Annotated in this window: 19 protein-coding genes; 7 read left to right on the plus strand and 12 right to left on the minus strand. The window is 70.4% G+C overall.

Translation table 11 applies throughout. The features are described from left to right. Positions 1-3: 3 nt before the first annotated feature. From ABD331_RS11095 to ABD331_RS11115, 5 genes are all read right to left on the minus strand, one after another. The gene (locus tag ABD331_RS11095) at positions 4-888 is read right to left on the minus strand and encodes an ABC transporter permease (RefSeq protein ID WP_344473324.1); all 885 of its coding nucleotides are present in this window, start codon (positions 886-888) and stop codon (positions 4-6) included. Further along, on the minus strand, positions 885-1,832 hold the full coding sequence (locus ABD331_RS11100) for an ABC transporter permease (RefSeq protein ID WP_344473326.1): 948 nt from the start codon (positions 1,830-1,832) through the stop codon (positions 885-887). Before ABD331_RS11100 ends, ABD331_RS11095 begins: the two co-directional genes overlap by 4 nt. Positions 1,833-1,862: 30 nt before the next feature. After that, the gene (locus ABD331_RS11105; protein WP_344473328.1) at positions 1,863-3,836 is read right to left on the minus strand and encodes an ABC transporter substrate-binding protein; all 1,974 of its coding nucleotides are present in this window, start codon (positions 3,834-3,836) and stop codon (positions 1,863-1,865) included. 117 nt (positions 3,837-3,953) lie between these two features. Continuing rightward, positions 3,954-5,018 carry a dipeptidase gene (locus ABD331_RS11110; RefSeq protein WP_344473330.1) on the minus strand — a complete coding sequence of 355 codons (1,065 nt, stop codon included), beginning with the start codon at positions 5,016-5,018 and terminating at the stop codon, positions 3,954-3,956. Further along, positions 5,015-6,370: an amidohydrolase family protein gene (locus ABD331_RS11115; protein ID WP_344473332.1), complete on the minus strand. Its 1,356-nt coding sequence runs from the start codon at positions 6,368-6,370 to the stop codon at positions 5,015-5,017. Before ABD331_RS11115 ends, ABD331_RS11110 begins: the two co-directional genes overlap by 4 nt. A 155-nt stretch (positions 6,371-6,525) precedes the next feature. Here ABD331_RS11115 and ABD331_RS11120 point away from each other — a divergent pair, with 155 nt between their 5' ends. Together ABD331_RS11120 and ABD331_RS11125 are read left to right on the plus strand one after the other, a co-directional pair. Next, positions 6,526-7,290, plus strand: coding sequence for an IclR family transcriptional regulator (locus tag ABD331_RS11120; protein WP_344473334.1), 765 nt, complete (start codon positions 6,526-6,528; stop codon positions 7,288-7,290). Next, a complete protein-coding gene (locus ABD331_RS11125) occupies positions 7,283-8,239 on the plus strand; it encodes an ornithine cyclodeaminase family protein (protein WP_344473336.1) in 957 nt (318 codons plus the stop codon). The genes ABD331_RS11120 and ABD331_RS11125 overlap by 8 nt, the downstream gene beginning before the upstream one ends. Here the strand turns inward: ABD331_RS11125 and ABD331_RS11130 are convergent. After that, positions 8,236-8,682: an Lrp/AsnC family transcriptional regulator gene (locus tag ABD331_RS11130; protein ID WP_344473410.1), complete on the minus strand. Its 447-nt coding sequence runs from the start codon at positions 8,680-8,682 to the stop codon at positions 8,236-8,238. The two genes, ABD331_RS11125 and ABD331_RS11130, sit on opposite strands and share 4 nt — an antisense overlap. A 154-nt stretch (positions 8,683-8,836) precedes the next feature. On the opposite strand from ABD331_RS11130, the gene ABD331_RS11135 reads away from it, so the two are divergent. The 3 genes from ABD331_RS11135 (at position 8,837) to ABD331_RS11145 (ending at position 11,091) form a co-directional block, all read left to right on the plus strand. Then, the gene (locus ABD331_RS11135; RefSeq protein ID WP_344473338.1) at positions 8,837-9,712 is read left to right on the plus strand and encodes a tryptophan 2,3-dioxygenase; all 876 of its coding nucleotides are present in this window, start codon (positions 8,837-8,839) and stop codon (positions 9,710-9,712) included. A 113-nt stretch (positions 9,713-9,825) separates the two neighbouring features. Next, the gene (locus ABD331_RS11140) at positions 9,826-10,458 is read left to right on the plus strand and encodes a hypothetical protein (protein WP_344473340.1); all 633 of its coding nucleotides are present in this window, start codon (positions 9,826-9,828) and stop codon (positions 10,456-10,458) included. Between the two features lie 141 nt (positions 10,459-10,599). Continuing rightward, positions 10,600-11,091 carry a hypothetical protein gene (locus ABD331_RS11145; protein ID WP_344473342.1) on the plus strand — a complete coding sequence of 164 codons (492 nt, stop codon included), beginning with the start codon at positions 10,600-10,602 and terminating at the stop codon, positions 11,089-11,091. Positions 11,092-11,163: 72 nt separating this feature from the next. Here the strand turns inward: ABD331_RS11145 and ABD331_RS11150 are convergent, their stop codons facing one another. From ABD331_RS11150 to ABD331_RS11160, 3 genes are read right to left on the minus strand one after another with little or no spacing between them, the layout of a single operon-like run. Further along, positions 11,164-11,670, minus strand: coding sequence for a monooxygenase family protein (locus ABD331_RS11150; protein ID WP_344473344.1), 507 nt, complete (start codon positions 11,668-11,670; stop codon positions 11,164-11,166). A gap of 10 nt (positions 11,671-11,680) precedes the next feature. Further along, the gene (locus ABD331_RS11155; RefSeq protein ID WP_344473346.1) at positions 11,681-12,919 is read right to left on the minus strand and encodes an MFS transporter; all 1,239 of its coding nucleotides are present in this window, start codon (positions 12,917-12,919) and stop codon (positions 11,681-11,683) included. Positions 12,920-12,943: 24 nt separating this feature from the next. Beyond that, positions 12,944-13,741: an alpha/beta fold hydrolase gene (locus ABD331_RS11160; RefSeq protein WP_344473348.1), complete on the minus strand. Its 798-nt coding sequence runs from the start codon at positions 13,739-13,741 to the stop codon at positions 12,944-12,946. Positions 13,742-13,867: 126 nt separating this feature from the next. Here ABD331_RS11160 and ABD331_RS11165 point away from each other — a divergent pair, with 126 nt between their 5' ends. Next, positions 13,868-14,083: a 2TM domain-containing protein gene (locus tag ABD331_RS11165; RefSeq protein WP_344473350.1), complete on the plus strand. Its 216-nt coding sequence runs from the start codon at positions 13,868-13,870 to the stop codon at positions 14,081-14,083. A 10-nt stretch (positions 14,084-14,093) separates the two neighbouring features. On the opposite strand, the gene ABD331_RS11170 is transcribed toward ABD331_RS11165, so the two are convergent. The 3 genes from ABD331_RS11170 to ABD331_RS11180 form a co-directional block, all read right to left on the minus strand. Next, on the minus strand, positions 14,094-17,285 hold the full coding sequence (locus tag ABD331_RS11170) for an ATP-binding protein (RefSeq protein ID WP_344473352.1): 3,192 nt from the start codon (positions 17,283-17,285) through the stop codon (positions 14,094-14,096). Positions 17,286-17,407: 122 nt separating this feature from the next. Further along, positions 17,408-18,286, minus strand: a complete 879-nt coding sequence (locus ABD331_RS11175) for a bile acid:sodium symporter family protein (protein WP_344473354.1) — start codon at positions 18,284-18,286, stop codon at positions 17,408-17,410. A gap of 75 nt (positions 18,287-18,361) precedes the next feature. After that, on the minus strand, positions 18,362-19,936 hold the full coding sequence (locus tag ABD331_RS11180) for an MFS transporter (RefSeq protein WP_344473356.1): 1,575 nt from the start codon (positions 19,934-19,936) through the stop codon (positions 18,362-18,364). A gap of 157 nt (positions 19,937-20,093) precedes the next feature. Here ABD331_RS11180 and ABD331_RS11185 point away from each other — a divergent pair, with 157 nt between their 5' ends. Then, complete coding sequence (locus ABD331_RS11185; RefSeq protein ID WP_425565986.1) at positions 20,094-20,675, plus strand: helix-turn-helix domain-containing protein; 582 nt, start codon at positions 20,094-20,096, stop codon at positions 20,673-20,675. Positions 20,676-20,756: the final 81 nt, after the last annotated feature.

Below are 20,756 nucleotides of genomic sequence, written 5' to 3' on the forward strand. Positions count from 1 at the left end.
ACATCAGCGCCGCCTCAGCCGTACGTCGATCGAGTCGCGCAGCGCGTCCCCGACGAAGTTGAACGCCATGACGATCAGCACCAGGCAGCCCCCGACCGGATAGATCAGCCACCAGGCGCCCTCGAACAGGTGGCTCACCCCGTCGGAGAGCTGCGTGCCCCACTCGACGTCGGGATAGTTGAGCCCGAACCCGAGGAAGCCAAGCAGCGAGACGGCGATGATCGCGTCGGCCACCTGGAAGGTGATGTTCACGATCACGACGCCCAGCGCGTTCGGGATCAGGTGCCTGACGATGATGCGCGGCCTGGTCGCGCCCATCACGGTCGCGGCGGAGACGAACCCCCGCGAGCGCAGGGAGAGCACCTCGGCCCTGACCAGCCGGGCGGGCGCCAGCCAGGAGAACGCCCCCAGGATCAGGCTGAGCGACAGGACCGAGGAGCTGAACCGGGTGGCGGCGATCAGCACGACGAACAGGAAGGGGATCGACAGCAGCGTGTCCACCACCCGCATCATGATCCCGTCCACGACGCCGCCGGCCAGGCCCGCGACGGTGCCGTACAGCGTGCCGAACGCGGTGGCGATGAGCGCCGCGAACAGCCCGATCTGCAGCGACGCCTGGCCGCCCCGCATGATCCGCCCGAGCACGTCGAAGCCCTGCGCGTCGGTGCCCAGCGGGTGCTCGGCGTCCGGCGGCAGCAGGCTGTGCACCGGGTCGACGGCGATCTGCTCGGTGACGTACAGGTGCGGGCCGACGAAGCAGAACAGCGCGAGCAGGACGATGATGCCCACGCCGGCGACGGCGAGCCGGTTCTGCGCGAAGGAGCCGAGGGCCAGGCGCCATCCGCTGGTGGCCCGCGGCGCGGCGGGTTTGGCAGCCGTCCCGGTCATGCGCGCTGCGTCCTCGGGTCGCTGACCGCGACCAGCAGGTCGGCCAGGAGGTTGCCCAGGACGGTCAGGGTCGCGGCGACCAGTGTGTAGCCGAGCAGCACCGGATAGTCCTGGTTGTTCAGGGCGTTGAAGAACAGCAGCCCGAGGCCCGGATAGTTGAAGACCGACTCGACCACGAGGTTGCCCGCGAGCAGCAGGGGGATGGTCATGCCGATCAGCGTCACCAGCGGCAGACAGGCGTTGCGCAGCAGGTGACGGGTCAGCACCAGGCGCATCGACAGTCCTTTCGCCCGCGCCACCCTGATGTAGTCCTGGGCGAGCTGGTCCAGCGCCGCTGAGCGCTGATAGCGGGAGTACAGCGCGACCGTGACGCCGGTCAGCGTCAGCACCGGCAGCAGCATGGCGCGCGGTTCGGTGAAGATCACCCAGGTCGAGCTCGACTGCGAAGCCTGCGCGGGCAGGATGCCCAGGCCCAGCGCGAACACCTGGATCAGCAGCATCGCCAGCAGGAAGACGGGCATCGAGTAGGCGATGAAGGTGAGCGTGGTCAGCACGTTGTCGCCGATGCTGTTGCGCTTGACCGCCTGGTAGACGCCCAGCGGCACCGCGACGGCGATCGCGAGGACCAGGGCCGTGCCGGCCAGCATCGCCGTCCGCCCGGCGTTCCCGGCCAGCAGCGCGTTCACGCTCTGGTTCAGCTTGTACGAGTACCCGAGGTCACCGTGCAGCAGTTGGCCCAGGTAGGTGAAGTACTGCACGATCACCGACCGGTCGTAGCCGTGCTCCCGGTCGAAGGCGGCCACCGCCTCCGCACTGGCCTGCACGCCGAGGATCGCGCGGCCGGGCGAGCCGGACATGCCGTGCAGCATGATGAAGGTGATCACCGATACGCCCAGGACCACGATGACCGACGTCGCCAGCCGTCGCAGCACGAACTGGAGCACGCTGCCCCTCCTTCCTGTCGTTGCGTGGTGCTAGCGCAGGTACCAGTACTCCGGCGTCAGCACCGTGGTGGGCAGGGCGGCGAACGTGTCCCGCGGGCCGGACAGCGTGTTCTTCCAGGCCCAGATGGTGTGCGCGGTCGGCAGCCACAGCACGGGCAGCTCGGTCCGCAGCCGCTCGATCTCGGCCTGGACGGCCTGACGGTCGTCGCCGTGCACCGAGGCGCGGATCAGCTCGTCGGTCTCCGGGTCGCTGTAGGCGCCCACGTTGCCCGACCCCTTGGAGTCGAACGTCCCGGTCATCGTCGGGTACGGGGTCGTGCTGAAGCCGCCCCAGGTGGACATGGCCCACTCGCCGGCCTTCGACGGGGCCGCCGGCACGTTGTAGTTCTGGATCAGGAAGCTGAACGTCTTCGGCGCGACCGTGATCGCGATGCCCAGCTTGCGGGCCTCCGAGGCGAACGCCGTGCTGACCGCGCTGTGCAGTTGCGGCTCGCTGCGGTAGAAGAGGTTGAACTTGATCGCCTGGCCCTGCGGGATCCCCTCCCCGCACTCCGACGGCCCGCTGCCGGGGCGTTCGCACGTCGTGGTGCCGTTCGGCACGACCTTCCACCCGTGGTCCTCCAGCAGCTTGCGCGCCGCCTGGGGGTCGTAGGGGTAGGGCGCGGTGGCGACGTCCTTCGACGCGTACGGCGAGCTCGCGGGCGCCGTGCCGTAGCTCTCCGCCGCGGCGCCGTTGTACATCCCCTTGCTGGCGATGTAGCCGGGCTGGTCGATCAGGTGCTGCAGCGCCTGCCTGACGTAGAGCTGGCCGAGGATCTTGTCGACGTTGTCGGTGGTGTCCTTGAAGTTGAGCATGATGAAGTTGAAGCCCAGCCGGGGCGCTCCGTAGACGTTGTACCCGGCCGCCTTGAGCGCCTGCACCTGGCCCACGTGGCTCTGGTCCACCGTGGCCATCGTCAGGTTGCCGCTCAGAAGCTGGTTGAACTTCGCCGTCTCGGAGGTGAACGGCCGGAAGTTGAGCGTCTTGATGCGAGGCTTCTGCGGGCCGGTGTACGCCTCGTTGGCGGTCATCGAGTAGAAGTTCGTGGTCACGTCGAAGCCGCTGAGCCGGTACGGGCCGTTCACCGTCTGCCAGAGCGGGTCGGTGGCGAAGCCGGCCGGATCGCGCGAGGCCTTGTCGAGGTAGGTGTAGATGGCCTCGGCGTTCTTCGGCTCGCCCGGGTCGAGCAGCGGCCCGTCCGCCGAGGCGCGGGCCCACTGCTTGGCGGGCAGTGGCACGACCGAGGTCAGCTCGTCAGCGGTGAACCACTCGGGGTTGTAGGCCTGCGACAGCTTCAGCGTGACGGTGTCGGCCGAGGTCGCCTTGACGCTCGTGACGTTGTCGGGGAACTGGCCGGGCGTGTAGCCGCCCCAGTTGGCGGCGTTCTTCCTCAGCGCCGCCTTCAGCAGGTCGATGAAGAAGACCACGTCGCCGGCCTCGACAGGAGAGCCGTCGGACCAGGTGTAGCCCGGCTTCAGCTTGATGGTCACCGTCCTGTCGCCGTCGGTGAACTCCGGCGGCTCGGCCAGGCTGAGAGCCGGGTTGACCTTGGGGCTGGCGCCTTCGGGGAACCAGTAGAGCGGCCGGTACATGAGCCGCTGGAACTGGTAGGTCACGTAGGTCGAGTTGAACGCGCCGGGCACGATCGGCAGCATGTAGTAGGGCCCGGCCCCGGGCTGCTGCGCGATGTCGACGGATCCGCCGTCCTTGGGCGTGCCCGACTCCGCCGGCAGCTCGCCGAACGTCTGCGAGCCCGGCTTCCCGGCGGCCTGGCCGCCGGCCGTGGCCTTGCCGTCGTCGCGTCCGCCGCCGCTGCAAGCCGCGAGCGGCAGGAGGACGGCCAGCGTCGCCGCGACGAGCGCGCGCCGGTTCCGGGACACCAGCCTCGCCGCGACGAGCGCGCGCCGGTTCCGGGACACCAGCCTCGCCGCGACGGGCGCGTGCCGGTTCCGGGAGCCGCTCATGGCCGCCTCATCGCGGCTCGATATCCGGTCAATCGGTAAGTGTCCACGTCGTCCGTTCCTGTTGCCGTCGGGGGGGTTGGGAGGAGAGGAGGCGCTGCCCAGGGGGTAGGGCGAGGGTCAGCCGCCCCAGACCGTCTCCGCGTAGGCGCGGAAGTTGCGGCCGAGGATCTTCTCGATCCTGGTCGAGGAGTAGCCGCGCTCCTCCAGCAGCCGTGCCAGCTCCCGGAACTGGTCGACCCCGCGCAGGTCGACGACGAACGGGAAGGTGTCGCTGCGCTCTCCGACGGCGGAGGCCCCGGCCTGCCGGCGCAGCGCCACATGCTCCGCGAGCCGTGCCCGGTAGGCGTCCAGGTCGTCGATGGGGGTGATCGTCCCGTCGGTGCCGATGCCCACGTGGTCCTCGCCGCACACGTTCACGGCGTGCACGATGTGGTCCACCACGTCGCGGGCGCGGGCGTGCCCGGAGGCGTTGAGGAACGGCATGAAGTAGATGCCCACGAACCCGCCCTGCGAGGCGACCAGCCGCAGCTCCTCGTCGGTCTTGTTGCGCGGCAGGTCGACCAGCGCCCGGCAGCCGGTGTGGTTGATCGAGACGGGCTGCCGGGAGAGCCGCGCGGCCTCCAGGCAGGTCCGCTCGCCGCTGTGCGACAGGTCGACCATGACGCGCTGCTCGTTGAGCGCCTCCACGACCTCCCGCCCGAGCGGCGTCAGGCCCCTGTTGCCCGGCGCCATCGAACCGTCGCCGATCTGGTTCGCCTGGTTGTAGGTGAGCTGGATGATCCGGACACCCTGGCGGGCGAAGGTGGCGACGCGTTCTGGCCGGTCCTCGACCGCGGCGGCGTTCTGGAATCCGTAGATGATGCCGATCCTGCCGGTGCGCTTGGCCTCGGCGATGTCCGCGGCCGTGTCGATCCGCATCAGGTGCTCGTGGTGGGTGGCGATGATCGCGTCCCACGTCTCGATCTCCCGCAGGGTGTGCGGGTAGGGGTCGAAGTCGCCCATGGTGTAGCCGAGGGTGACGTTGATCGCGGTCACGCCCGAGGCGTGCGCGTCGGCCAGCGTACGCGCGTCGATGGTCAGCGAGTCGCTGGTCTGGACGAGCGTGCCGGTGTCGGCGACGTTGGGGTTGTCCAGCACGCCGAGCGCGTTGACGACGATGTGATCGGTGATGTCGACGCTCATGCTCGCGTCCCTTCCTCGACGGCGCCTGCGCGAGGCAGGTCGTAATCGGCGCGGTCATGGCGCCGCCCGCGCTTGACCGTGGTGATGACGCGGCGCAGATGGCCGATGTCCTCGTACGGGTCGGCGGCGACGACGACCAGGTTGGCCAGCTTCCCGGCCTCGACGCTGCCCGTCGTGGCGCGCTGCCCCAGGGCGGCGGCTCCGCCCAGGGTCGCCGCGCGGACCACCTCCCTGGGCGGCATTCCCATGGCGTGGACGAGGTGGTCGAGCTCGTCGTGCAGCGAGGGGTAGGGGTCGTCCGGCGGGGTCTCGTAGTCGGTGCCGGCGCAGATCTCCACGCCCACGTGGCGGGCGCGGTCGATGAGCCGCCGGACCACGTCGTGCGCCATCTCGGCCGCGCCGGGCGGGCTGAGCGGGATTCTGCCGACGACGCTCGCCGTGGCGTCGAGGACGGTGCCGCGCCGCCGCATCTCGCCGAGCAGCCCGTCGATCGCGTCCACCGGCGCGTCCAGGAACCGCCGGTAGACCTGCGGAAGGTGGGCGCGCTGCCCCCGGTACGTGTCGGGCCGGACGCCCGAGAGCTCGTAGGCGAGCATGTGGACGTGGGACACCACGTCCACGCCGGCCGCCACGACGTCACCCGGCAGGGCGGGGAACACCGCCCCGTGCGCCCACACCCGCATCCCCTGCCGGTGCGCCTCGGCGGTGATCCGGGCGATCAGCGAGGCCCCGAGGTCGGCGTAGACCTTGATGGCCACGGCGCCGGTGCCGCGGGCCCGCGCGACGGCGGTGACCAGGTCGGTGTCCTCCCCGACCGCCTGCATCCACGGCGCCGTGCCGGGGATCGTGCCCTGGGTGACCTGCCACGTGCGCGGGTCGTCGAAGAAGCTCTGGCCGGCCATCAGGGCGGCGTTGTGCACGTCGGGGCCGGGGATCTCGCCGATCAGCGCGGCCCGCTCCAGGTCGGCCATCTGCCGCAGGTCGCCGGCCATCTCGCGGATCGCGGTGACGCCGCCGTAGAGCTGGCGGCGCATCGTGTCCTCGGCCCGCCGGCGGTTGGGCGGGGTGGACAGGTGCTGGTGAGTGTCGATGAGGCCCGGCAGGAGGAAGGCCCCCGCCAGGTCGACGACCTCGGCGCCGTCGAGGTCGGACGCGCCGAGCCCGGCGTCCGGCACGACCTTCGTGATCGTCGCCCCGTCGGTCACCACCGCCATCGCGCGGCGGACGGGCGCGCCCGTCCCGTCGATCAGCGACGCGTCGCGGTAGACCGTCACCTCGCCCGGCGCGGCGGGCGCGAAGGGGGTGGGCGCCGGATCGTCGCCCGCGACCGGTCGTTCGTCTCTGTCGGTCATGGGGGTCGCTCGGTCTCCGTTTCAGAGCTTCGTCGAGAGGGACATTCTCGGCGCGATCTGTTACGTACAGCGTAACAAGTGTTGCAACACTAGCAACGTCTGTTAACATGCGTCAAGCGTGGAATGATGGCTCCGACGACCGTGAAGGGGGACCTTTGCCCAAGCCGGCCAGCTCTGCCGTGGACAAAGCCCTCGACCTCATCGAGGCCGTCGTCCAGGCGAACCGCCCGTTGCGACTCAGCGAGTTGGCGAACCTGGCGGGGATGCACCGTGCCACCGCCTACCGCATCCTGGTCGACCTGGTCCGCCGCGGCTGGATCATGCGCAGCCAGGACCACTACCTGCCCGGCACGATCGTGCTGCAGTTCTCCCAGGCCGCCGCCGCCAACTCGCTCGTGGTGCTGAGCAGGCCGGTGCTCCAGTCGCTGTCCGACCAGACGGCGATGATGGTGAACCTGCAGGTCCTGGAGCCCGAGGGCGCGCGAGTGATCGACGTCGTACGCCCACCGCGGCTGGCCATGATCACCGACTTGCTGGGCGAGCTGCTGCCCATCCACAAGTTCGCGGGCCCCACGGCTCTGGTCTCCGCGCTCGACGACGCCGCGCGGGTCCCCTACCTGCGCGTCGCCGAGCAGCAGCGCGACCCCGCCGCGTTCAGGGCCGAGCTGCTGAAGGACCTCGACCAGGCCCGCCACACCGGCTTCGCCTTGGAACGCGGGCGCAACGAAGAAGTGATCGCCTCGCTCAGCCGCGCGGTGCTCACCGGCAACGGGCGCCCGATCTGCGCTCTGACGATCGTCGGCCTCGACAGCGAGTTCGACGACGCCACCCTGGCGAAGCTGAAGGACAGCCTCATCGCCGCGACGAACGAGCTGCGCGCCACCCTGAGCGGCACGACCCCCGGAGCCGACCTTGATTGACACCGCAGTGAGCGGAGTTCTCGTCCTCGACCGGGACCAGACCAGGGCGGCACTACCACCTGACGCGCTCCTCGCGGCGGTGCGCACCGCGCTGATCGCCGTCAGCCGCGGCGAGACCTCCGCCCCGCCCCGCGTCGCGGCCCGCTCCTCCCACGGGCTGCTGGGCGCGATGCCCGGTTACGTTCCCCGGCTCGGGCTGGCCGCCAAGCTCGTGACGGTCTTCTCCGCCGTCACGACGGGCGGGCACGGCGCCCACCGCGGCATCGTCGCCTACTTCGACGAGGAGAACGGCCGGCCGCTGGCGGTCATGGACGCCGAGACGATCACCGCGCTCCGCACGGCGGCCACCGCGACCGCCGCCATGACGGCGCTCGCGCGGGCCGACGCCCGTCATATCGCCGTCATCGGCACCGGCACGCAGGCTCGCGCCCAGATCGACCTCGTCGCGGCGATGGACTCCGCGCGGCTCCTGGTCGGAGCGCGTGACCGCGCCGCCGCCGAACGCCTCGCCGCGCGGGTGCCCGCCGCCAGGGCGTGCGGCATCGAGGAGGCGGTCAGGCAGGCGGACGTCGTGTTCTGCTGCACCTCCAGCCGGGAGCCCGTACTGCGCCGGTCCTGGCTCGGCGGCGGCGCACACCTCAGCTCGGTGGGCGGCTCCGACGGGCCGGAGTTCGGCGACGACACCCTGCGGGCGTCCGCACTGTTCGTGGAGTGGCGGGGCGCCGTCACCGAGCCGCCACCGGCCGGCGCCTGGGAGCTGCAGGGCATCGACCCGGGCGCGGCCCGCCTGATCGGCGCCGTGCTCGACGGCTCCGATCAGGGTCGCGGCTCAGCGGAGGAGCTGACGCTGTTCAAGTCCACCGGCCACGCCGCACTCGACGTCGCGGCGGCCTCGGTGGCCTACCGGGTGGCGCGCGAGCGCGGGCTGGGGTTCACCGTGGATCTCTAAGCCATCGGCCCTTCGGACGGCGCCGCGCTGACCGGCCGGTGGGCGAGCGGGCTGGAGAAGATCATGGTGCTCGACGGCGTCCCGTAGGCGGCCAGCCGATCGATCAGGGCCTCGAACGCCGCCATCGACGGCACCGCGATCTTGAGGATGCTGCACACGTCACCGGTGACCCGGTGGATCTCCCGGATCTCCGGCCAGTCCGCCACCCCCGGATCGCGCAGCACGCAGGTGGGCCCGTAGCAGGTGAGCTGCACGAACGCGGACACCCCCCAACCGGCCCGCGTCAGGTCCACGGCGGCGTGATAGCCGCTGATCACCCCGGTCTCCTCCAGCCGCCGCACCCGCTCGGCCACCGCGGGCGGTGACAGGTGGACGCGGCGCGACAGCTCGTTGAACGAGAGCCGGGCGTTCTCCTGGAGCTCGCGCAGCAGCTCCCAGTCCATGGCGTCCACCAGCGGATCCTTTCGCTCAAAAACCGACGTGCAGGAAATGGTTACCAGACATAAGGCATTTCGCGAAAAGGCCGTTGATCCGGCATTCCTTCCCCGCTGTCGCCGCACCATCATGAGGTGCCGCTGAACGAAAGGAGCGCCGCACATGGAGACGACAGCACGGGTACGCCCGGCCTCGGCCAGAGAACGGGCCGAACGGGCCGAGGCCGGCGGCGGCCTGCCGACCCTCGAGTTCGAGCGGGAGCTCCCCTACGACGCCTACGTCCGCACCGACATCCTGCACGGCCTGCAGCGCCCGTTGAGCGATGCTCCGGGCGAGATGTCCTTCCTGGTGATCACCCAGGTGATGGAGCTGTACTTCAAGCTCATCGCGTACGAACTGCTCTCCGTCCAGGAGGCGCTGCGGACCGACCGGCTGCCCGCCGCCCTCGACGCGCTGCGCCGCACGGCCCTGCACCTGCAGGCCCTGAACGCGAGCTGGAACGGCCTGCGCTGGATGACGCCCGCGGACTTCAACAAGTTCCGCGACCTGCTCGGGGAGGCGTCAGGGCTGCAGTCGGGCATGTACCGGCTGGTGGAGTTCCGGCTGGGACTCAAGAACGAGGCGCTGCTGCGGCCGTTCAAGGACGCGGCGGTGAGCGACGATCTGCGCCGCGCCTTCCACGAGCCCAGCGTCTGGGACGCCGCCACCGCCCTGCTCGCCAGACACGGCCACGACCTCCCGCCCGCCGTACTCGACCGGAACCACGGCTGCGAGTACGAGCCCAGCGAGGCGGTCGAGCAGGCCTGGGTGCGCGTCTACCGCGACGACCCGGAACGCGCCCGCCTCCGGGAGCTCGGGGACGCGCTGACCGAGGTCTCCGAACGGTTCGCGGAGTGGCGCTACGCGCACGTGGCGGCGGTGCGCAGATCGATGGGCGCCAAGCCGGGCAGCGGCGGGTCCAACGGCTTGGGGTGGCTCGAACGCAGCATGGCCAGGGCGGTCTTTCCCGAACTCTGGTCCGCCCGTACGCACATGTGAAGCGCCCAGCGCCGCAGGCCGGCCCGCACACGCCCACAACATGTGGATACGCCAAGGAAGATCTTTAAGTCTTCACCTGACCAACCGGCGAACGACCCACCACACTGAGGCTCGTGACACCCGATCTCGCCAATGTGCGGGACCGCCTGGTCCCCCTCCCCCGGCTGCACCAGGTGGCGACCCTACTCAACATGCCACCCCTGGACGAGACCGCCACCCACGACGACCCGCCGATCAAGCAGCAGGCGGCCCTCTATGCCAGCATCGCCGACTGGTCGTGGCTCTCCGCACAGGCGGCCGAGCAGTTCGGCGAGCCGGACGACGCGTCCGGGACCACCTGCCGCTTCGCTTACCTCGTCGAATACACCGACCAGCATGCCAGGGGCTGGTGTGGGGCTCCCGGCGAGTGCACGGATGGCATCATCATGGCCGAAAGGGCCGAAACGGTCGCGCAGACGGTGCTCACCAGCTACATCGCCCACCTGGCCGAGCATCGTGACGACTACCAGTTGTGGCTGGTGGATTCGCTGTCCTTGCGGGCGAGCGTGTGGCATGTGGGCATCGCCGAGGCGCATCGGCGTCATCGCCGCCCCAGCTGGCCCTCTTCGGCGTACACGTTCCAGGAGACCAGCGTTCCTCCGCACGCGGTCGAGATCCGCACCCCCATCCAGATCCGCCGATTCATGGATGAGCACGTCGCCGGCCAGGACGAGGCCGCCACGGGCCGCATCACCGACGTCCTCTAGGGCGGGCGACGGCCGTCCAAGAAACTGACGTTACCGCGTGTGGGCACCGATGCCGATGCGACGGTTGCGCAACGCCGCACGCCACGATCGGAGCGTAGTGGGCGGCGAATCACCGCCCCCGGATGTGAGGAGTGGTGCGGCATGTCCGCTGCGATTCTCAAGAAGGTACGCGGCCGGCGCGCGATGTGGGTGGCGGCGGTGGCGGCGCTCACCGGCATCGGCTTAACGGTCCCGGCGTCCGCCGCGGTACCCCCCGAAGTGATCATCGTCGACACGTTCGCCACCCGCACCGCGACGGGCGCCGCGAACGTGTTCTTCGACTTCAACGTCCCGGCCGGGAACTGGACGGCCGAGGCCACGATCACGGGCCGCAACAACACGGCCACCGCGTCCGGCCTGGCCTGCACGCTGCTGATCATCAGTGAGAGCAGCACCAACAACACCCGCACGGTCGCCTCGCTGGGCCCCAACGGTCAGCTCGCCAGCCTGGCGGCGGTCACGGCGCGTACCGTGAGCACGTCCGGGATCGTGCGGTTGTCGTGCAACGCGACCACGACCTCGAACATCTCGATATTCAACGTCAGCATCATGGCGACGCGCGTCAACTCCTTGACCCGCGTGAACCTCGGTTGAGCGCGGCGCCCATGAGCGAACGTCATGACGGGGACAGCGATGTCCCTGTCATGACCCGGGACGACCGAGCGGCTAGGACTCGTAGAGCTCCTTCTCACTCAGGACGGGGATGCCGTCGTCGGAGCGTCCCAAGCGGGCCGCGGACCCGAACATGGGCCCGCGAGCCCGCCGGATCCCGGCGAACCGGCCGAACCCGAGCGGCTGGGGAACGTCGTCGTAGACGGCCTCCATGCCACCCCTGGCCGAGTACGTCTCATGCCAGAAACCGGTGCCGCCCGAGTCCCGCAGGAAGTCGAGCCACCACTCCCGATGCGGCTCGGACCGGGCGAAGGCCAGCAGTGACGGCAGGTCCCGCCAGTACTGGCGCATCCCCATGTTCATCGGCAGGAACGAGTAGTACACGGGCTCATGCAGCAGCAGCCCGTCCGGCTTGCCGGCGACCGACTCACTGATCTTCCGGCCGAAGCTGAAGAAGGTGCGGATCCCGTAAAGCTGATTCACGCGCATGCCGAGGTAGAGGACGATGAGGTCCGGATAGGCGGACAGATCGACGGTCTGCCGGGTCACTCGAGTGGGCATGTGGAGTTCCTTAAGTCAGGTGTGACGCCGGGACAGGGGGCCGGGCCACGGTCACGAGGTAGAGGAGGAGCCCGGCGGTGGTGAGGACGAACCCGGCCCAGACGGTGGACAGCGTTCCCCACCCGGCCTGGAGGGTGATCGCGCCGCCGACCGCGCCCAGCGAGTTGGCCAGGTTGAGTGCGGCCAGGTTGAGCGCGCCCATCAGGGTCGGGGCGCCCGGCGCGAAGCCGGTCAGCCTGACCTGGATGGTGGGGATCGCGAACATCATGGTCGCGCCGACGCCGAACAGGCACGGCAGCAGGATCGCCAGGTTGCCGCCGGCCACGCCGATCAGCGCCAGGAGCACGAGCACGCCGCCGTACCCCCAGGTCAGGCCGCGATGCACGTGCTGGTCGGCGACGCGGCCGCCGAGGTGGTTGCCGACGGCCATGCCGAGGCCGAAGACGGCGAGCGCGACCGGGATGAGCGAGGGGTCCTGCAGCGCCGCGTCGGTGACGAACGGGCCGATGAACGTGTAGACGGCGAAGATGCTGGAGATGCCGAGCGCGGCGACGGCGCTCATCAGCCAGACGTTGATCCGGCGCAGGGCGCCCAGCTCGGCCGCGACGGAGCCGCCGCGCAGGTCATCGGTACGTGGCAGCCACGCCACCAGGGCGGCGCCGGCGAGCAGGCCGATGACGACCACCACCCAGTACATGGCACGCCAGCCGGCGCTCTGGCCGACGAACGTGCCGAGCGGCGACCCGACGATGGTGGCGACGGTCAGGCCGCCCATCACGGTGGCGAACGCCTTGCCGCCCTTGCCCGGCCCGTACATGTACGCGGCGACGACGGCGCCCGCGCCGAAGAACGCGCCCTGCACGCTTCCGGCGACGAACCGGAAGACGACGAGCAGCGAGATGTCCGGCGCCAGCGCGGAGAGCGCGTTGCCGAGCAGGAACAACGCGATCAGGCCGAGCAGCAGGGTGCGTCTGTTGACCCTCGCGGCGAGCAGAGTGATCGCCGGGGATCCGATCACCACCCCCAGTGCGTACGCGGTGATCGCGTGCGTCGCGACGGGGATCGACACGCCCAGATCGGACGCGAACAACTGGATGATGCCGTTGCTGCCGAACTCGCCGGTGCCGATCGCGAAGGTGCCCAGCGCGAGCGCGAACACCGTCGGCCTCGGGTTGCGGGCGGTCGATTCGGCGAGGGTGTGCCGGTCCTCTTCTGCGGTGCACTGGCCTTCGTAGGCACGTTGATGCATCGTTGCGTCCTCCAGACGGTCACGTCAGCGCGCGGCGCGTCTGATGAGGTCGGCGGTCACGGACGGCTGCGAGATCATCGCGACGTGCGAGGCGCCGACCTCGTGGACCCGTGAGCCGGCCCGCCGCGCCATGAACCGCTGTGCCGCGACGGGCAGCACCTGATCGTTCCTGGCGATGAGGTAGTAGGAGGGAATGGTCTTCCACGCCGGCGCGCCGGACGGCTCACCGAGCGCACGCGTGTCGGCGGGCCGCTGGCCCGCCTGCATCAGGTCGGTGGTCGCCTTGGGCACGTCCTTGGCGAAGACGTCGTGGAACGCCTCTTTCTTGATGTATCCGTCGACGAGTCCGCCGCCGTAGGGACGGAAGTCCAGCGCCGCCTCGTCGAGCTTGCTGCCCGGGTATTTCGTCTGCAGGTCCAGCAGCGACTCACCCTCGTCGGGAGCGAACGCGGCCACATAGACCAGCGCCTTGACATTCGGGTTTCCGGTCGCCGCGTTGGTGATGACGAGCCCGCCGTAGGAATGCGCGGCAAGGACGATCGGGCCACTGATGGTGGCGAGGACGGAGGCCAGGTAGGCGGAGTCGGCGGCCACGCCGCGCAGCGGGTTCGCCGGGGCGATCACCGGATGGTTCTCGCGGATGAGCCTGGCGCTCACGTCGTTCCAGCCGGAGGAGTCGGCGAACGCGCCGTGCACGAGCACCACGGTGGGCTTGGCCTTGGCCTCCTGCTGGGGCTGCGCCTGCGCCTCGGACGTTCCCAGCAGGGCGCCGGTGGCGACCGCGGCGGATCCGGCCAGCACCGCTCGGCGAGTCGTTGTCATGGTGTGGTCCTTCCAGAAAAATGCGATTGGCACCTCGATTGCAGGTCAGCGTAGATCCGGGATACTTGACGGCCACTGAATCGCGCAGGTCAGTGTTCGGGAAGTGCGTCGATCTAGCGTGCAGGCATGAAAACGAAGAAGAGCGAGGCCGCCAGGAAGTGGGGCCTACGGATTCACGTGCTGCTTTATGTCCTGTCCAATCTGGCCCAGGTGGTGGTGTGGGTTCTCTACGACCCGGGAAGCCATTTCTGGCCGCTGTGGTCAATCGTCTTCTGGGGCATCGGGCTGGTTTTCCACGTCTGGAGCGTCTACTCGCCGCCCCGGTCGCACATCGCGCACTGACCGGCCGCGGCTAAAGCTCGGCGAGGAAATTCGCGGCGCGGCGGGCGAACAAATGAGAACCGCGTTCGCTGGACCGGTCGCGCGCCTCTTCGGCAGCCGCGCGTACCATCTCGGCGGGCTCGCCGCGGGCGTGCAGCAGGCGCGCCCGCAGCAGCAGGACCAGCCCTTCGGCGTAACGCTGGCCGTAGGCCTCCAGGGCCTGGTCCGCCCGGTCGAGCGAGATGCCCGCCTCGTCCGGCTTCCCGGCGGCCAGCCACATCTCGGCGCTCAGCGCGTGGTGGTAGGCGACGCCCCACCGCGGCGGGTCGACCAGCGTCCCGGCCAGGATCTCGTCGGTCTCCGCCGCGATGCGGGCCGGGTCGTCGCCGACGAGGGCGCGGGCCCAGTGCCAGATCAACCGGATGTAGTGCTCCTGCTGGACGGCGGCGCGGCCGGTGCCCACGGTCATCCACCGGTCGATCGTGCGCAGCACCCAGTCCGCGTCACCGGCCATCGACGCGATGATGGCCGTGTAGTACGCCCAGGTCGCGACCGCGTAGGAGTCGTCGGGGCCGTTCCACTTGTCGATGATGGTCTGCGCCGTCCCGACGTCACCGTGCAGTGCCGTGACGACGGCATGCCAGCCGGGCCACTCGCCTGAGACGTCACGCCGGATCGGGGTCTCGCTGTGCGGGGAGACGACGCCGTCGAGCAGGCCGGGGTTGTTCTCGCTGAAGCACCGCAGGGCCTCGCCGATGTGGCCGGTGTCCCACTGGTGCAGGCCCCAGGCCTGCCGCCCGTACACCTGGACGACCGGATCGCTGGACGCCTCCCCCTGCTCGTACAGCCGGCGGACCAGCCGGACGCGGTCCCACTCCAGGAAGGTGTAGGCGCCGAAGAGGCGAGCGAAGAGCAGGCCCGCGGCCTCGACCTCACGGCCGAGCTGGCGGGCCAGCTGTTCCGCACGTTCCAGCAGGTCGAACGTGGTGCCGCCGAATCCGGCCTGCCGGCGCGGGGCGATGGCCAGCAGCGAGAGGGCGGAGAGTTCGAGCTCCGGGAGCCCGGCGTGCCGCGCGATCTGGGCGGCCGTCTCCAAGTGCCGGTCGGCGGCGGCGAACGCGAGCTTGGTCGTCGCGCGACGACCGGCGCGCTTCAGCGCCTCCACGGTACGGACCGGCTCGGCGAGCGGACCGGCCGCACACAGGTGGAAGGCGAGACGTTCGGTGACGGACTCGTCGTCCGCGTGGCCTTCTTCGAGCGCGTCCGCGACGCGCAGGTGCAGCCGGACGGCCCGGAGCTGTTCCGTGGTCTCGGTGACGGATTCGCGCACCAGGTCGTGCGCGAATCGCCACGTGAACGGGTCCTCCGGCCCTGTTTCGAGCAGGCCGAGCGCGTGCAGCGGTTCGAGGCGTTCGAGGCAGTCCGCGACGTCGATGCCGGCGGCGCGGGCGAGCAGGCCCAGCTCGACGTCACGGCCGATCAGCGCGGCGACCCGCAGCAGGTCGCGAGTGCTGTCGTCGAGTCCCGCCAGCCGATCGCGAACGACGTCCCGCACGGTGGACGGCACCCCGGCGCGGGCCGACGCGTCGCCGTCGCCGAGCGCGCCGCGGTCGCTGAGGAGCCGCGACAGCTCGCGGACGAAGAAGGGATTGCCGGCGGTGCGAACGTGGATGTTGCGGGCGATGTCCGCGCCGGGCTCGCGGCCGGTCTCGCGGCGGATGAGCTCGGCCACGTCGGTCAGGCTGAGCGGGCCGAGGTGGATCCTGCGGTGGCTGGGCAGCCGGCTGGCGGCGGCCAGGGCCCGCGAAAGGTCAGGGCCTGGGGTGGGTGCGCGGTCGCGGAGGGCGCCGATGATCGCGGTGCCGGCGGGTAACCGGTGCGCCAGGTGGTTGAAGAGCTGGAGCGAGGTGGCGTCGATCCATTGCAGGTCGTCCATGACGAGCAGCGTCGGCCGTTCCGCCGACGCTTGGCCGATGAACGTGACGACCTGCTCGAACAGGCGGAACTGGGCGCGTCCGCCGGAAAGCGGCGGCGCGGCGTCGTCGTCCCGCGATTCGAGGAGGCGGCCGAGCTCGCCGGCCAGCCACTTCTCGCGCGCCGGCGCGGGCAGGCTGTCGAGGACGACGGTGAGCGCCTGCTCCCATGGCCACATCGACGGCATTCCATCGCCTTCCAGGCAGGAGGCCCAGACGACGAGCGCGCCACGCCGGTCCGCGGCGACGGCCTCTTCCAGGAGGCGGGTCTTGCCCGAGCCCGGCTCGCCTTCGACGATGGCGAGCCCGGTGCGGCCGGTGAGCGCCGCCTCGACGGCCTGACGCAGCACGCCGAGCTCCTCGCCCCGGCCGACCAGACCGGGCGCCTGCCTCGCCGGTGCGCGGTCGCTCGCGCTCGTCACCGCGGGCGGCGCCGGGGTCTGTGTCAGCACCCGCAGGTGCGCGGCCTGCAGCGCCGGGCCGGGGTCGATGCCGAGTTCCTCGGCGAGGCGGTCGCGGACCGCGTGGAACGCCGACAGCGCCTCCGCCTGCCGTCCAGCGGCGCCGAGCGCGGTGATGAGACCGGCGTGTACGGGCTCGTGGAACGGCGCCATCGACGCGGCCAGTTGCAACGGCGGGATCACCAGCTCCGGCCGGCGTGACGACACGGCCAGGTCGGCCGCCGCCGCGCAGGCGGCGTAGAACTCGTCGTCGAGGGCGGCCAGGATCGGCATCGCGGTCAGTCCATGGGACAGCCCGTCGCCCGCGGGGCCACGCCAGAGGCCGATCGCCTGGACGTAGTGGCCGAGCGCCACGTCGTGAGCGTCCTGGGCGAGTGCGGCCCGCGCGGCTTGGAGAAGTTCACGGAACGTGACAAGATCCAGCGTGCCGGGGCCCGCGTCGAACACGTACGCGTTGCCGCGGCGGTGCAGGTACGTCCCGGCCGCCCGGGCGGCGACCTCGGGTTCGAGCACCCGCCGCAAGGCTCCGACGTACTTCTGGATGAGGTTGAGCGCACTGGCGGGGGCGTCGTCCGCCCAGATCAGGTCGATCAGTTCGCGCGTACTGATCGGATGGCCCACCCGCGCCAGGAGCAGGGCCAGCAACTGCGCCTGCTGCCGTGGGCCGGCGTCCAGCTCGGCGCCGTCACGCCACAGCCGCAGCGGACCGAGGATCTGGAGACGCAGCGAACCGGCGCCGGTCGGCGGGTCTTCGCCGCCGGGCCGAACGGGGTGAGCGGGCCCAGTCACGCCGACTCCTGGATGGACAGGACACATTGGTCCGCTTGCGACCCGCGGCGGGCCGCGGCGTGCACCGAGTATACGGGCCCAAGACCTGGTCATTGGAGGGTGTTGCGCTGCGGTTCAAGCGGTCATCCGGCGGGAACCGGCCTCCGGGCGCCACGGCTGATCAACCAGCCGAACGCGGTCGCCGTGAAGAACATGACGATGCCGTACACCGCGCCGGGGATGGCGATCTCGGCGCTGTTCAGCAGCGTCGGGCTCAACGCGACCGTGATGGCGAGAGCGGTGTTGTGGATGCCGATCTCGAACCCGGCCGCGGTCGCCGCGCGATGGTCGACACCGGCCAGGCGCGGCACGCCGTAGCCGATCAGCAGGCTCACGACGTTGAAGGCCAGCGCGGCCAGCCCGACCGAGACGAAATAGCCGACGAGGTTCTCCCGCTCCGAGTACAGCACGGCGTAGATGACCCCGAGCAGCACCACGACCGACAGCACCCGGACGGGGAGGTTGAGCCGCCGCCCCACCTCCGGCGCCCGCCCGCGCACGAGCATCCCGATCGCGACCGGCCCGATCACCATCAGGAAGACCTGCGTGATCTTGTCGAACTGCAGCCCGAGGGCGGCCCCATCGGGCAAGAAGTACCCGGCCGAGAGGTTCACCACGATCGGCAGCGCGACCACGGCCAGCACGGAGTTGACCGCGGTGAGCGTGACGTTCAGCGCGACGTTCCCGCCGAACAGGTGGCTGAACAGGTTGGCCGTGGGGCCGCCGGGCGACGCCGCGACCAGCAACATCCCGACGGCCAGCTCCGGCGGGAGGCCGAAGGCGAGCACCAGGCCGAAGCAGATGGCCGGCAGCAGCACGATCTGGCACAGCAGCGCTACCACGGCCGCCTTCGGATACTGGCCTACCCGCCGGAAGTCGTCCAGGGTCAGGCTGAGGCCCAGGCCGAGCATGACGATGCCGATGGCGAAAGGGAGGCTGGCTAAGATCGAGGAAGAACCCATGGCGGACATTCTGGGGCATTTCCCCACGTACCGATAGGGTTCAGAGCTTTACCCGGCGTCGGAGTTCCTGCCGGATCAGCGGACGGCGGCGTTCTCCGCGACTCCGGTCTCCGGCTGAAGTGGTGCGGTGTTCTTCGGGCCGCGCAGAGCGACGTAGAGGAGCAGAGCGGCCATGACGGCGGCGCCGGCCCACATGGCCTGCTGCCAGCCTTCGACGAAGGACTGCTGTGCCGCGCGGATCAGGTCCTGGGCGTGACCGCCGGTTCCGGGCGCGACCTCGATGGCGTTGGCGACGCCTTCGCGAGCGGTCTGCGCGGCCTCCGCGGGGATGCCGTCGAGCCTGCCGTCGATGGCGCCGCGGTAGCCGCCGGCCAGGAGCGCGCCGAGCATGGCGACACCGAGTGCGGTGCCGAACTCGCGGGTGACATCGTTGAGCGCGGAGGCGACGCCCTGCTTGGCGCGGGGCAGCGAGCCGGTGATCGCCTCGGTGGAGGGCGTCATCGACAGCCCCATGCCGAGGCCCATGGCGAGCATGCCGGCCAGGATGGACAGGTAACCGCCGTCCACGGACACGAACAGGGCCATCAGGGTCAGGCCGAGGGTGGCCAGCGCGACGCCGGCGGACATGGTGGAGCGGGCGCCGATCCTGGCGGCCAGCTTCGGGGCCAGGGCCGAGGTCATCATCATCATGACGGCCATCGGCATCATCGCCACCGTGGACAGCAGCCCGGACCAGCCGAGCACGGCCTGGAAGAACGGGAAGAGAACGACGGCGATGCCGGCCTGGACGCCGAAGACGACCAGCAGGGTGACGGAGCCGGAGGCCAGGCCCCGCTCGCGGAAGAGGCGTACGTCCAGGAGAGCAGCGTCGCGGCGGTGCAGCTCCCAGGCCACGAAGGCGATCGCGGCGACGACCCCGGCGGCCAGGCTGATCAGCGTGATGGGGGCGGTCCAGCCGTGTTCGGGGCCTTCCTGCAGGACGAAGATGAGACCGGTCACGGCGATCGTGGAGACCAGCGCGCCGACGGTGTCGAAGGAGTGGGCGGAGCGTTCGCGGGAGTCAGGCACTGATCTCAGCGTCATCGCCAGCGCGATGACGACCAGCACCACGGGCAGCACGAACAGCCGGCGCCAGTCGGCGACGTCGACCAGCAGGGCGGACAGGAACATGCCCAGGATGCCGCCGCCTCCCGCGACGCCGGTCCACACGCCGATCGCCTTGCCGCGTTCCCGCTCGGGGAAGGTGGAGGTGATGACGGCCAGGGTGATCGGCATGATCATCGCAGCGCTGACCCCGGCGGCCAGGCGGGCGCCGATCATCACCGCGGCCGACGGGGCGAACCCCGCGACGGCGCTGGCGGCGCCGAAGACGATCAGACCGGTGATCAGCATGGGCTTGCGGCCCAGACGGTCGCCGATCGCGCCGAGCGGCAGCAGCAGTGCGGCCAGGGCGAGGGTGTAGACGTTGATGATCCACAGGACGGTGGTCTGGGAGGCGTTGAACTCGACGGCCATGTGGGTCTGGGCGACGTTCAGGCCGGACACCGAGGCGATGACCGCCATCAGGGCGATCGAGACGGCGATCAGGATGGTGCGCAGCTGACGCGCGTCCGGCTCGGCCGCGGGCTGAGGAGGCTGGTTGGTACTCATTGATTTCCTTCCGAAAAGGGCATGCGAAATGAGGGCCTGTCGCCCAGGTCAGTGAGGTTGGGGTCTGCTCACCGCGCGGCTCTTCAGCAGCGGGCAGGGCGTTGATGGGGGACCGTCTGGATGCGACGTTAGGCCGTGGTTGCATCTGTGGCATACCATGTTGCCTATGACGCAAGAAGATGAGCGGCTGGACAGCCTCGTACGCAAACGAATCCGCGCACTGCGCGTCGCACAAGGCTTGTCGCTGGAGGAACTGGCCACGCGCGCCAACCTCAGCCAGTCGTCACTGAGCCGCATCGAGAACGGCCGGCGCCGCCTCGCCCTGGACCAGCTGGTCACCCTCGCCCGCGCGCTGGACACCACCTTGGACCAGCTCGTCGAGAACGCCGCCGACGACGTCGTCACCAGCCCGATGATCGACGGCGCGCACGGCCTGATGCGGTGGTCCGTGAAGGGCGACCCCGGCATGAGCGTGGTGCGTCAGCGGATGACCGACCCGCCGCCCGACAACCCCGCCCGCATGCGCGCCCACCCCGGCCGCGAATGGCTGGTGGTGCTGTCCGGCACCGCCGTCCTCATGCTCGGCCACCGGCGCTTCCGCATCGAGACCAACCAGGCCGCGGAGTTCCCCACCATGATGCCGCACGCCATCGGCGCCGAGGGCGGGCCGTGCGAGATCATGGGCATCTTCGACCGCGATGCCCGCCGCGGCCACCAGAAGGACGCCGCCGCCGAATAGCGGATCACCGTATTGCGCGACGGGCAGCACATCGAGCCACCTCCTTGCGCATTCGGCAAGGGATTGTGCGGCATGCGCATG

The organism is Nonomuraea monospora, assembly GCF_039531895.1.
Classification (GTDB): Bacteria; Actinomycetota; Actinomycetes; order Streptosporangiales; family Streptosporangiaceae; genus Nonomuraea; species Nonomuraea monospora.